The organism is Cohnella sp. WQ 127256, from assembly GCF_024519285.1.
Classification (GTDB): Bacteria; Bacillota; Bacilli; order Paenibacillales; family Paenibacillaceae; genus Cohnella.
Map to the genome: position 1 here is coordinate 298,799 of NZ_JAMZCY010000005.1, position 13,436 is coordinate 312,234.

Genomic DNA, 13,436 nt, shown 5'->3' on the forward strand with positions numbered 1-13,436 from the left:
CATTCTACTGCGATTAATCATTTACGTAGATGTCTTTTATTCAGATTTGGTGCAACATTTTCCTTTTATTTGCAACCTATGAAAATGTTTGCTAGGACTGTGTTATACTAAATCCAATTCTACGATATTGCATATTATTTGGATTGTGCGGTGAGCGAATAACATGAGGAATATCCGAACGTTATTTTTCCGTCATTTGTCCGTGAAATTAATTATGACGATATTACTGTTGCTCGTTTTTTCCATATCATTAACAAGCTCGTTCTACTACTGGTCTTCATCCGCGATTATTGCCAAAAACGTACGAATATCTACGAAACAATCGGCCAAACAATCAGCCGATTATTTGTCATTGATTCTGAGGGTAGGCAACGATATCGGACAGCAAATTTTCCTGGATGCGAAAATACAGGAAGCGATCCAAGCAGAGTTAAGGGGTAATCTAGGTGTTAAGCAGAAGTTCGCGATGAACGAAACGGTGAATCAAATTCTGAACAACATTATGTATACGAGCTCATTCATACGTAGCATCTATCTATTGAAGGAAGAGGGAAGTAGCTGGGGGAGTGGATTACTGAATTTCTCCAAAGTTAAACGATATACATTAAATGAACATAAGTGGTATATGGACGTTGTAAATGATCGAGTAGGAAATTACTGGCAAGCCTTGCATTACGACCCCTTCAGTGGGGGCGGGGAAAATACGGAGCTCGTGCTTACTCTAGTCAAGCCTCTGCGAAATCTTGAGACACGGGAAACGTTAGGTGTAATTATGATTAATATGAACGGGAATCTATTGCTAGAGGCCATTCAAAGAATAAAGCTCGGGAAAACCGGGACATTTTTCGTCATCAATCCCGAAGGTAACATCATGATGGATTCCGAGTCGGACAATTGGGATCGGCCTATTGCTGATTCGATGCGTAATCGCTTATTATCTGCCTCGGGTTCCGAGGAGCAGGAATTTGAAACAGATATTGCGGGGGTACGAAGCTATGTCATCGCAAGGAAAATAGACAATGAGTGGATAATCGTCGGTACCGTCCCCTTGCAAGAGGTCGTGAGTGATATCCAGCAAATTCAAAATAAAATATGGCTTTACTCCACTTTGTTCCTCATCGTCGCAATTCTGATTGGTTGGCTCTTTTCCAGTCGCATCACCTCTCCCTTGAAGCATCTCATGAGACAGATGAGTCAGATCGAGAAAAGTAACTTCAAGGCTCGTACTCATGTCCGTTCACAGGATGAGATTGGGCAGCTGAGTCACCGTTTCAACAAGATGGCTGGGGAAATTGAAACGCTTATCGAACGAGTAAATATCGAAGAGTCACAGAAAAGAGAAGCAGAGATAAGAGCGCTTCGCCACCAGATCAACCCCCATTTTCTATATAACACGCTGTCTAGCATTCGCTGGATGGTGAAGTTCGGTAAGAGTGAGGAAGCCTACGAAGGTATTTCTTCTCTCGTCAAGCTAATGGAGGCGAGTATGGAGAAGAAAGGGGTCTTCAGCACAATTGGAGACGAATTATCTCTTCTTGATAAATACATCACCATCCAGCAGTTTCGTTACGGTTCCCACATTAGACTATTTGTGCATTGTGACGAAGGCCTGCTTGAGATGAAAATTCCGCGAATGCTCATGCAGCCTATCGTGGAAAATGCAATCTTTCACGGCATTTCTCCAAAGGAAAATGGGGGTGAAATTCATTTGCGTATCCAACTGAAGGAATATCCGCTGCATACATTGGAAATCTCGATTGAAGACGATGGATTAGGTATTCCACCGGATAAGATAAACAGCTTATTGCAATCCTCTCCGGATCCGAAGTCAGGGATGTTCGGTATTGGCTTAAACCACGTACATGAAATGATCCAGCTCTATTATGGTCTGCAAAGCGGGGTAACATTAGAGAGCGAATGGGGTGCAGGTACGAAAGTGAGGATGAAATTAGTGATGAAGGAGCCGATGCAACGATGAAGAAATTAATCGTGCTTCTACTAGTTATTCTACTTGCGAGCTCCTGTACAAAAACGACCCTGTTGACTAACGGCGATGAGGCTGCAAAGTCTGACACAAAGGCTGACTCGAAGATCACATTACAAATTTGGCACACCTATAGCGATATGGAAACGGAGGTGTTCGAGAACAAGGTGATCCCCTTGTTTGAATCGACTCATCCTAGAATTAAGATTCAAGCCGTCCGCAAGGATTACACACCGCAGCTGAAGGATCATATCTTTGCATCGGTGGCGGATAATAAGCAGCCCGATATGATGCGTATGGACATCATATGGGTTCCCGAGTTCGCTAGAAATGGATCGCTCGCGGATCTATCAGAAATGAATGGATTTTCCGATATCCGTGATAGCTTCATAGGCGCATTGATCAAAACAAATCTATACCGTAACAAGTATTATGGTCTTCCCGTGAATGCCAACACGAAAGTAGCGATCTATAATAAACGGCTGCTTAAGGAAGCTGGTTTGACCCATCCACCGAACACATTTGATGAGCTTATACGCGCTTTAGATCGTCTGCATGAGAAAAATAAAGACATCAAGGGCATTGGAATTTGCTGCTCCAGCGGATGGGGGACGCTCCCTTATTTCTGGACCTTCGGCGGCAAGCTTATGGATGATAACTATACGCGCGCTAGCGGATATCTGGATCATCCGGATAGTCTGGCTGCAATCGCCAAGATCCAGAGGTTGTATCGCGATGGGGTGATTAGTCCTTCCATTACGGGAGGGGAGCCAGGAAGCTGGGACGGCGTATTGCAGGGAAAAATCCTCATGATTGAGGAGGCACATTGGTTCTATACTGTAAATTCCATTGGTGCGAATAAGGATTTACTAAACGATATGGTCATTGGATTGTTTCCTGATGATGTCCATACCGGAACATCCATCATTGGGGGGGAGAACCTGGTATTATTTAAGAATTCGAAGCACGTGCAGGAATCTTGGGAATTTATGAAATGGATGGTGTCGGAGGAGCCTCAGCAGCTCATGGCTGAAACCGGATTGATTCCTACGATTAAGCACATGCAGGATGCGAATCAAAATCCATTGTTTACTTCTTATCTGCAGCAATTAGATCGTGCCCAGCCCCGTCCTCCGGTATCGACCTGGACAGATATTGATAACAGCTATGCTCGGATGATTGAGCAAATCTTAACCGAGGAATTACCTTTAGAAGACGCTGTGCGTGAGGCAGTTGTAGAAATTGACAAATTGCTTATGAATCAATGACTCTCCTCTGGAGGGTCGTTTTTTTTCGGCGAATACCGGAACAAATGCGACCTCTGTGCAGCTAACCGAACAACCCATTGTTGTTTCGGGTAAAAGAGATACCAAACCCGTAAATCGGGTTATCGGGAAATGACTATTCCTCCTGTAAAATCAGCGTTGATAAATCATCTATCGCGCATGCACAACTACCGCTTGCAGCGCAAACCTTAAGGGGGAAAGCCGATTGAAAAACTCATGGGCACCAAGATTATTTATTTTCTTGTTAATTGTAACCGTTTTCTTCACGGCCTGTAGCAACTCCAACTCCAATGGCAATGCGGCCGAGACGACAACGACGAAGCCTTCCGCTTCTCCTTCAAAGTCCAGCACCGAGCCGGAGCCGGAGCCAGCCAAGCAGGTGACAATTGAATTCTGGCACGCGTACGGTGAAGGTGAAGAGAAAGTACTACTGGACGAAGTCATTCCTTCATTTACGGAGAAATACCCCAATATCAAAATTAATCCGACGAGAATGCCTACTGAAAACCTGAAGCAACAGGTAATCACGGCGGTTGTTGGCGGAGTGGCACCAGACGTTATGCGTATGGACTTAATCTGGGTTGCTGAATTTGCGGATCAGAAGGCTTTGCTCCCGCTCGATAAGATGTTTGAGTTCGATACGATCAAAGCTGAGCTGTTCCCTGGGCCGATGCAAACCAATTATTACGATGGTCAGTATTATGGTGTTCCTTTAGATACAAATACGAAGGTCAATATCTATAACAAGGCTGAAATGAATGCACTTGGCACTACGGAGCCTCCACGGACGATCGATGAATTCGTGGAGCTGGCAAGAAAAGCTAAAGCAGCAGAAAAAACCCTAATCACGATAGGGGGTACGAACAACTGGGATATGCTACCGTGGTTCTGGACTCTAGGTGGACGGATTACAGATGATACGTTCCAGAATGCAGAAGGCTTCTTTAACAGCGAGGCAAGTGTGAAGGCAATGGAAACCGTTCTATCTTGGTACGATGAAGGCTTAATTTCTCCGCCGATATTAGGAGGAGAGCCAGGAACGTGGGAAGGGCTTGAGCAGGGTAAATACGTGAGCATTAATGACGGACCGTGGTTTTTTGGAATAAAAGGTGAGGCGGTCAAGGACGTAATGATACCTGCCAAGATGCCTTATGGACCGGATGGCGAAAGTCACTCCATTGTCGGTGGGCAGGATATGGTCATGTTCGCGGGGGCCAAAAATCCGGATGAGGCGTGGACGTTCACCCAATTCATGCTGTCTGAAGAAATTCAAACGCTAATGGCGGTTAAAGCGGGGGTCATGCCAACGAATATGAAATCCGCTAAGTCCGAGCAATTACAAGGCGTTTATTATTTGCCGGCATACGTGGCGGAATTGGAAACCGCGTTTGCTAGGACACCTTCTGCTCAGTGGGGACAAATCGAAGTGTTGATCGGAGATGCTTTCGAGAAAATCATTCGTAAGGCCAGTCCTGTCAAAGAGGCGCTAGATCAAGCGGCCAAGGAAATTGATGTCCTGCTGAAGCAGAAAAACCTCTAGCACCAGATGATCTATGGTGTGACAGCCGTCGCATACGCGGCGGCTGGTCTTAGTTCTGAGGATCAGAAAGTTTCAAAGGAGTGTTCGCGTGAAGAAGGCATTGAAGCAATATGTGGAAGTGTCGCCCTATTTATTAGCTGGATTCGTGCTTACGATCGTGTTCGTCTTTTATCCGATCCTGCGCGGGGTGTACATGAGCTTCTTTGATTATGCACTCTTGCATCCCGCTGATAGTCGTTTTATTGGGCTAGATAACTATGTGAAGGCATTCCACGATCCGAAATTTTATTTGGCATTGCGTAATACGTTGATTTTCTCCTTAGTGACGGTACCAGGACAATGGTTGTTCGGGATCGTGGCGGCAATGTTAATCAATTTACGATTTCTTCGGTTTAAGGTCGTTTTCCGTCTTGTGTACTACATTCCCGTTATTACATCTTGGGTTGTTGTTGCGTATTTGTTCAAATACTTGTTCGCGGATGGAGCGGGCGGTTTAATCAATTATTTATTAGTGGAGAAATTGCATCTGGTGTCGAGTCCGATTAATTGGCTCTCTCATACGTGGACGGCAAGCGCAGTGATCTGGTTGCTCAGCATCTGGAAGGGTGTTGGCTATGTGATGGTGTTATATTTGGCCGCACTTCAATCCATTCCCAAATCCTTATACGAAGCTGCAGAGATTGATGGGGCTAAGAGCGTTCAGAACTTTATCCATATTACGCTGCCTCTAATGAAGCCGATGACACTCTTCGTACTTGTAAACCTCATTATCGGATCATTTAACGTTTTTATTCAGGTGTATTTAATTACTGACGGGGGACCTCTTGGTTCGACGGAAGTATTCACTAGCTATCTGTTCAAGCATGCCTTTAAGTTTCTGGATTTCGGATATGCTTCGGCTTTAGGATTGATTCTTGGTCTGCTGATCTTGGCCTTCACTTGGGGGTTCCAGCGCAATCTCGGACAGGAAAAAGTAGAGTACTAAAGGAGAATACAAGATGAAGCTGCTGACTAGATCAATTGCTTATTTGCTGCTGCTGTCTGGAATCGTCATCGTCATAACCCCATTTGTGTATATGGTTTTGACCTCATTGTTTCTAGAAATATATGAGTTACCTAAGCCTGAGAAATTGCTGACAGCTACCAAGAGCTTCGCTAACTACGAAATGGTATGGAACCTGAACCATTTTCAACAATATTTTCTCAATAGCTTCTTTATCGCCTCAGTGACGACAGTATTATCTATTTCTCTGACAGCAATTACGGCGTACGCCTTTGCTCGCTTTCTTTTCCCAGGAAAGGAACTCATTTTCAAAATTTTCATCTTCTCGATGTTTGTTCCTGGCATTCTCAACATTATTCCGCAGTTTCTCGTCATTAAAGGGCTCGCATTGGTCGATACGTATAGCGGTCTAATCCTGTTATATATCGGTTCTGGTGTCGTTGGAGGAGCCTTCTTCCTGCGAGGCTTCTTTGAGAGGATTCCGCAGGAGCTGGAGGAGTCCATAGTTATCGATGGTGGTGGTAGGTGGACAATTTTCCGAGCGATTTATTTGCCGCTTTCGTTACCTGCATTGGGGACATTAGCCATATTCTCCTTCTCGGGGACATGGGATGAGTTTGTTGTGGCATTGACCCTCATCAAGACAGAAGCACACCGGACATTGCCTATTGCCCTGCAATTATTCAGAGGGCAGTATGCTACGCATTACGGCAAATTTTTCGCTGCATCCATTATTGCGATCGTCCCGATCCTCATCATCTTCTTTGTTTTTCAAAAACAGTTTGTGCAGCCTGATCTGTCGGAAGGAGGAGTGAAAGGGTGAGAAATCATACGCTAGAAGCCATCCCCACCAAAGCCCAATTTAGACCAGGTGAATCGATAGCGGTACAAGTACGGCTCTGCGGTGAACCGGTGCATGAAGAGGTATGCTATCGCTGGGTTGTCTATGAAGAACATCGGCTTATTCGCGAGGGGGCAGGTAGGTTACAGCGGAGGAATGATCTTGAATCGGAAGCCTTGATCGAATTGTCGCCAATATCCGAGGGCTCTGGGGCTTATGGTTTATTCGTCATGTTAACGATGGATAATGGGTCGGTCGTCAGAGCGGAAACGGCATTCGACGTTGCGGAGCATTGGCGCGAAGCACCGCGTTATGGCTTTCTAACTGACTTTGAACCGGAGGAAGCCGGACAACTGGAAGATGTGACCTTCATGAATCGGCATCATATTAACCTTGTTCAATTTTATGATTGGATGTATCGGCATGACCGTTTACTGGCAGATGAGGACATATTCGTCGATCCGCTTGGTAGGTCTATTTCTTTTGCCGTAGTAAAGGAGAAAATATTGGCTCTGCGTGAGCATGGAATTGCTTCAATGGCTTATGCAGCAGTGTATGGAAGTTTACCTGACTATGCGGAGAATCACCCAGATCAGCTACTCTATCAAAATGACGGCGAGCCGTATTCTTTGGGTAAATATTTCTACATCATGGATATTTCCGAGCGTTCGGATTGGACGAAGCATATTATTGACCAGTTTGTGAAAGCGGTTGAAGGGATGGGCTTCGACGGGCTTCAACTTGATCAGTACGGTTTCCCGAAAAAGGCGATTCGTCGAAAAGGGGAGCATACGGATGTTGTCGCGCTAAAGGAGCTATACCCACGGTTCATCGATCTTGTACGAGAAGCTGTGACGAAACAATTCGGTGAGGATCAGGTTGGGGTTGTTTTCAATAATGTGAGCCATTATCCGACGCATACAACGGCTACGTCCAGTCAAGATGTCATGTATATCGAGGTATGGGACCCCGCATATCGGTTTTGTGATCTTAAGAGAATAATTGATGAAGCAAGAAAATGGTCTGGCAAGCAGGTCGTTCTGGCTGCTTATTTGCCTGCATTTCATCCCGATCATCCAAGTGAGTCCGAGCATGCAGAAATAGGTGCGATATTCACTCTTGCAACTATTTTTGCGAGCGGAGGCTATCAGATCTTATTGGGTGAACATAACAAGCTACTGGCAGATTCGTATTTCCCGAAGTATGGAACAATGTCGGATCGGTTTAAGGTCACAATGACGAAATACTATAATTTTATCGTGATGTACCGTAATCTGCTCTATGATCTTGCGCTAGATGATGTTTCTATGGCTTATTCCTGTGGCATTAATACAGAAGTGGTGTTTGCTAAGGAGGGGGTTACTTGCTCTCCGCATGGAGAGCAAGGGACAATCTGGACAATCATTAAGGAGAAGCCAGGTTATCTCATTGTTCATCTCATTAACTTAGTTGAGCTTAGTCATAACTGCTGGCATCAAGCACAAACGCAGTTACCGTCTTTGGTGTCAGATGTAGAAATTAAAGTGGAATATTGGGAAGAAATCGAGAGCGTCTTCTGGGCAACCCCGGACGAGGATACCATTAAGCCGACGAGGCTTAACTACGAGGTGGTTCCGAAGGAGGAAGGGTGCGGCATGTATGCGCAATTTACCCTTCCGCATGTGAGTTGTTGGACGATGGTCGTTATGAAGCTCAAGCAAGGCGTTCCAGCGGCTACGTTCTACTCGAATGTGAATTCGGTCTTGAGTGATGAGAAATGAGAATTTAACGTAGTAGACGAGTGAAATGCGAGTGATTGCGAATACCAGCGAACAGGTTAAACAAACCGAGTAAGAAAAATAAGGCGCCAACAATAATCTTTACGGTTGAACCCGTGAATACGATCAACAGGATACCTGCAGCGAAAATCAGCATCAGCCCCATACTAATGTTCATTCGCGAGGCGTACAATCCGCGTAACTTACCGTCACTTGAGCGGCGGGAGCGAAAGCTATTCAGGGCCGATAGACAGCAGGTTACGATAACTAGGGCGCCGAATATCCATAGCAGTGTATTAATCATGCCAATAAGCAGCTCCTTCTGTAAAGTTCATAATGCCACTTATTGTACCATAAATGAAGGGGGACGCGCTCGCTCGGAGGAGCTTGCGTTTCTCTTACTTTCGCAGATGATTTTTGGCTTCCACCCAAACCTGAAGCACGCCGTCGACGACAAGCATTGTTCTTAATGTGACTGTATAATCTTTGCCCTCGATACGGTCATAGATTTTCGTTTCCAGAAGCTTTCTCGCAAACTCGGCATCCGTGTTGATCAAATAAATGCTTTGTCCTAAGAACGTGTTTAAATCCTTCTTAAGCCTCTTCTTCAGTTCCTTTTCCGTCAAAATGTCGATATTCTCGGATTCTCCTTGTTTATAATAGAAGATTGTTACGATACTACTAATGACGTTCTCTTTGCGTACTTGCTGGGCAAGCTCTAAGTCCTTTTTCACAGTCTCGATTTGATCTTGGAGCTTATAGTTCTCAAGAATGACCTGATTCACGATGTTATTTTCTAAAGCGTGATAGACAGCGCTACCTACGATCATTCCGCATACAAAAAAAGCAGTCAGCTGCATAAACTTCTGAAATCGTTGGAATGAAGGCAATCGCATCGTAACTCAACCTCCGTTTCGACACATCCATTGGATCAGCTCCGTACCCATATGAGCGCCTAAGAAAGCAAATAGAATGTAACCAATTTGTTGAATGGCAGGGGATAGAACGCCTTCTAAGATATGCGACTCAATGACCCGAATCGGGTCGATGGTTCCGCCAACCGCAGCGACTAGCGCCCATATCTTCAGGTTGCCTGCGACCTGAAGCATTTTCACTTTAGGTGGGGTCATGAGGAATACCGAACCCATACCTGCCAGCAGTGCACCGCCGAGCACGACACCAAATGCGATGAAGAAGCAAAAAGCCGCCTTCGTATAAAATTCGTCCATCTTCATTCCCCCACTGTGCGATTTGTTCGCTTCACTATCATATCTATGGGACTGGCATATCCCCTTATGATACAATTAATAAAAGAGAGTTTTAGCGGAAAAGAAGGGATAACCATGTGCGACTTCGTTCATCTTCATGTTCATAGTGAATACAGCCTGCTAGACGGCGCAGCTCGCATTAAGGAGATGGCAGCTAAAGCGGCGGAGCTTGGCATGACATCGCTTGCCCTTACGGATCACGGTGTCATGTATGGTGCTATTCCTTTCTATAAAGCGTGCCTGGAGCACGGGATTAAACCGATTATTGGAATGGAAGCTTATATTACTGCAGGGTCCCGTCACGATAAGCAATCTCGCAAGGAGCAACCTACCTACCATTTGACGTTGCTTGCCAAAAATGAGACAGGCTATCGAAACTTAATGAAGCTAACCTCAATTGGACATTTGGAAGGGTTCTATTATCGTCCCCGAATTGATTTTGAGTCTTTAACGGCTCATTCAGAGGGGCTCATCTGCTTAAGTGGATGTATGAGTAGTGAATTATCCCGTCAGCTTATGGATGACAATTATGTCGAGGCGAAGGCGACGGCTACACGGTATCGTGATTTGTTCGGTGCGGACTATTATTTGGAAATTCAGGATCACGGCATTCTGGAACAGAAGAAGATTACAGCAAGCGTTATTCAACTGTCGGAAGAGCTAGGAATCCCACTAGCAGCAACGAATGATTCGCATTACATTTGCGAGGATGATCATTCCTTACAAGATGTGCTTCTATGTATTGGAACCGGCAAGACGGTTGACGATCCAGATCGGTTTAAGATTTCTACGAACCAGTTGTTCCTGAAGAGCGGAGAAGAGATGGCCGCCTTGTTCCGCCATGTGCCTGAGGCGATTGCGAATACGGTGAAAATCGCCGACAGCTGCAAACTAGAGCTTGAATTTGGAAAGCATATCTTGCCGTCATTCTCACCCTTACCCGAGAAAAGCTCAGCCGCGCAATATTTGAGTGAGCTATGCGATAAGGGTTTACAGGAACGATTTGCAGGGCTTCTGGAGTGGCAAGATGATCGTTTCCGTCAAGCCGCAGAGGATCGGCTTCAATATGAGCTTCAGGTTATCGGACAGATGGGGTTCAACGATTATTTTCTCATCGTCTGGGACTTTATTCGCTTTGCTCATGAGAACAGTATCGTTACCGGACCTGGACGGGGGTCAGCTGCGGGGAGCTTAGTCGCCTATGTGTTGAAAATAACTGATGTTGATCCCCTTAAGCATAAGCTTTTGTTCGAACGGTTTCTGAATCCGGAGCGGGTGAGCATGCCCGATATCGATATCGATTTCAGCGATGAGCGTCGAGATGAGGTCATCCGTTATGTTGTAGAGAAGTATGGCTCAGAGCATGTCGCGCAGATCATTACGTTCGGAACACTCGCGGCACGCGCAGCGATTCGTGACGTGGGTAGAGTGATGAACCTACCTTACGGGGAAGTGGACAAGACTGCTAAGCTTATTCCAGGAATGCCAGGAATGTCGATCGAACGGGCGATGAGGGAAAGCTCAGAGTTCAAAGCGTTAGCGGAAGGCACATCTGGAGCAGCTGAGCTTATTGCCATGGCTAGAAGGGTTGAGGGCATGCCTCGGCATGCGTCTACACATGCTGCTGGTGTTGTCATTTCATCCGACCCGCTTACAGATTACGTCCCCTTGCAGGAAGGGACGGATGGTGTACCTTTAACTCAATATTCCATGGAAAATCTAGAAGCCGTAGGGCTACTCAAGATGGACTTTCTTGGATTACGCACATTGTCTATTATTGAACGTTCGTTAGCCACGATTAAGGAACAGACTGGAAGTGGTCTTCGTTGGGAGGAAGTGTCTTACGAAGACAGCGCGACCTATGAGCTGATGGGACGAGGAGATACGACTGGGATATTCCAGCTAGAGTCTTCGGGTATGCGGCGGGTGCTCAAGGAGCTGAAGCCGTCCTCGTTCGAAGATATCGTCTCAGCTGTTGCGTTATATCGGCCAGGACCGATGGAGTTTATCCCGCAATTCATTCGGGCAAAGCACGGCTTGGTTGAAGTGGAATATCCGCACAGTAACCTCGAGCCGATTTTATCCGATACGTACGGGATTATCGTCTATCAGGAGCAGATCATGCAGATCGCATCCACAATGGCAGGTTTTACGTTAGGACAAGCTGATCTATTACGGCGAGCAGTGAGTAAGAAGAAACGGGAAGTGCTTGATGAGCAACGGAAGTTTTTCGTTGCGGGGAGCTTGATGCAAGGTTATTCAGAAGAAGAAGCGAATAGCGTGTATGACCTGATCGTGCGGTTCGCTGATTATGGCTTTTGTCGGGCGCATGCTGCAGCTTATGCGGTATTGGCCTTCCAAACGGCATATCTCAAAGCGCATTATCCGGTAGCTTTCATGGCTTCGATGCTTACGGCAGTTGTCGGTAACCAACGTAAAACAGCGGAATACGTGGACGAGTGCCGACGGATGGGAATAGCGGTAATGAAGCCGGATGTTAACGAGAGCGGGGTATTATTTACTCCCATTCAGGTTGCTAGCGAGGGGATCCCGGGTGCTATACGTTTCGGTCTTGCTGGCGTAAAGAACGTAGGTACGCAAGCGATCGATAGCGTGTTACGGGAACGGCAAGGGAGTCCCTTCGAGAGCTTGAGTGATTTCTGTAGACGAGTTGATCCACGAGTATGTAACAAGCGGGTCATTGAATCCCTTGTGCAGGCGGGGGCGCTGGAATCGATGCCAGGACACCGTTCTCAGCAGCTTGCTGCATTGGAGCCAACGCTTGCGGCTGCAGCGATATGGCGCAAGGAGAGAGAAGAGCTACAGATCGAGCTATTCGACTTCGCGGAATCACCGAATTGGAATGTGGACTTGCCGACCGTGCCTCCGTACACGCAGACCCAGATGCTAGAGCTTGAAAGGGAGCTAATGGGGCTCTACTTGTCCGGTCATCCACTCGATGCTTTCGATGAGCTGATGGACGAATTGAGGCTGGATAGACTAGTCGATATTGCTGATGCAGTAGAAGGAGCGACCGTATTCACAGCAGGGATGGTCGTATCCCTTAAGCCTTTCGTCACGCGTAAAGGACAATCAATGGCTTTTCTGGAGATTGAGGATCGAATTATGGGGACGGAGCTAGTCGCATTCCCGACAGTGTGGGCAAAGGCAGCAGCTATCGCTAAGAAAGGCTCATTAGTTTTCGTTCGGGCTAAGGTTCAGCAAGGGGACGAGGATTACAAGCTGCTTGCGGACGATATTTTGCCGCTCGATGCGACTGACTTAAAGCTACAAGTGGAGCGACTTCGTCGCTTGGGCCAAACGACTCGTTCTAGTGGAGGCTATGCTAGTCGGACAGGGGCTGGAGCCTCAACGTTAAAGGAACCGTCGCCTCCTACATTGCCACCAACGCCGCAAAGTAGTAGCATACAGCGAGTCTATATTCGCATCGATGCTCCTCATGAGAAGCCAGCTACCCTTATCCGACTAAAGCTTCTTCTCAAGACATACCCTGGCGAGCTTGTCACCGTTCTTCATTATGAGCGAGAACGCCGAACTGTCGCACTGAGCGACGAATACAAGGTTAACCCTGCACCGGAACTAATCACCGAGCTAGAGAAGCTACTAGGCACGGGAAGCGTCCGACTTAAGTGAAATCCAATTCCTATAACCCCACACTAAAGAGTTCGTTCCAGCGATGGACGCTCTGGAGTGTGGGGTATTTTCATATTAAAGCCTATCTTGATTAAATAATTCC

At 46.4% G+C, this 13,436-nt stretch carries 10 protein-coding genes; 7 read left to right on the plus strand and 3 right to left on the minus strand.

Features of this window, described 5'->3' with window-relative positions; genetic code table 11:
* Nucleotides 1–163: 163 nt before the first annotated feature.
* The 6 genes from M1K58_RS16395 (at nt 164) to M1K58_RS16420 (ending at nt 8,414) form a co-directional block, all read left to right on the plus strand.
* Complete coding sequence (locus tag M1K58_RS16395) at nt 164–1,978, plus strand: sensor histidine kinase (RefSeq protein WP_256759930.1); 1,815 nt, start codon at nt 164–166, stop codon at nt 1,976–1,978.
* A complete protein-coding gene (locus M1K58_RS16400) occupies nt 1,975–3,252 on the plus strand; it encodes an extracellular solute-binding protein (RefSeq protein WP_256759931.1) in 1,278 nt (425 codons plus the stop codon). Before M1K58_RS16395 ends, M1K58_RS16400 begins: the two co-directional genes overlap by 4 nt.
* A 223-nt stretch (nt 3,253–3,475) precedes the next feature.
* A complete protein-coding gene (locus M1K58_RS16405; RefSeq protein ID WP_256759932.1) occupies nt 3,476–4,810 on the plus strand; it encodes an extracellular solute-binding protein in 1,335 nt (444 codons plus the stop codon).
* Nucleotides 4,811–4,898: 88 nt separating this feature from the next.
* Entirely contained in the window at nt 4,899–5,795 is an 897-nt protein-coding gene (locus M1K58_RS16410) for a carbohydrate ABC transporter permease (RefSeq protein WP_256759933.1), read from the plus strand.
* A gap of 13 nt (nt 5,796–5,808) precedes the next feature.
* Nucleotides 5,809–6,636 (plus strand): carbohydrate ABC transporter permease, encoded by an 828-nt coding sequence (locus M1K58_RS16415; protein WP_256759934.1) that lies wholly within the window; start codon nt 5,809–5,811, stop codon nt 6,634–6,636.
* Complete coding sequence (locus M1K58_RS16420) at nt 6,633–8,414, plus strand: glycoside hydrolase family 66 protein (RefSeq protein ID WP_256759935.1); 1,782 nt, start codon at nt 6,633–6,635, stop codon at nt 8,412–8,414. The genes M1K58_RS16415 and M1K58_RS16420 overlap by 4 nt, the downstream gene beginning before the upstream one ends.
* Before the next feature lie 4 nt (nt 8,415–8,418).
* Here M1K58_RS16420 and M1K58_RS16425 read toward each other — a convergent pair whose 3' ends face one another.
* The 3 genes from M1K58_RS16425 to M1K58_RS16435 form a co-directional block, all read right to left on the minus strand.
* Nucleotides 8,419–8,715: a YtpI family protein gene (locus M1K58_RS16425; RefSeq protein WP_256759936.1), complete on the minus strand. Its 297-nt coding sequence runs from the start codon at nt 8,713–8,715 to the stop codon at nt 8,419–8,421.
* A 94-nt stretch (nt 8,716–8,809) separates the two neighbouring features.
* Nucleotides 8,810–9,307 carry a sporulation membrane protein YtrI gene (locus M1K58_RS16430; RefSeq protein ID WP_256759937.1) on the minus strand — a complete coding sequence of 166 codons (498 nt, stop codon included), beginning with the start codon at nt 9,305–9,307 and terminating at the stop codon, nt 8,810–8,812.
* Between the two features lie 6 nt (nt 9,308–9,313).
* Nucleotides 9,314–9,640: a YtrH family sporulation protein gene (locus tag M1K58_RS16435; RefSeq protein ID WP_256759938.1), complete on the minus strand. Its 327-nt coding sequence runs from the start codon at nt 9,638–9,640 to the stop codon at nt 9,314–9,316.
* Between the two features lie 114 nt (nt 9,641–9,754).
* Between M1K58_RS16435 and M1K58_RS16440 the strand changes: the two genes are divergently transcribed.
* Complete coding sequence (locus tag M1K58_RS16440) at nt 9,755–13,333, plus strand: DNA polymerase III subunit alpha (RefSeq protein WP_256759939.1); 3,579 nt, start codon at nt 9,755–9,757, stop codon at nt 13,331–13,333.
* Nucleotides 13,334–13,436 lie beyond the last annotated feature (103 nt).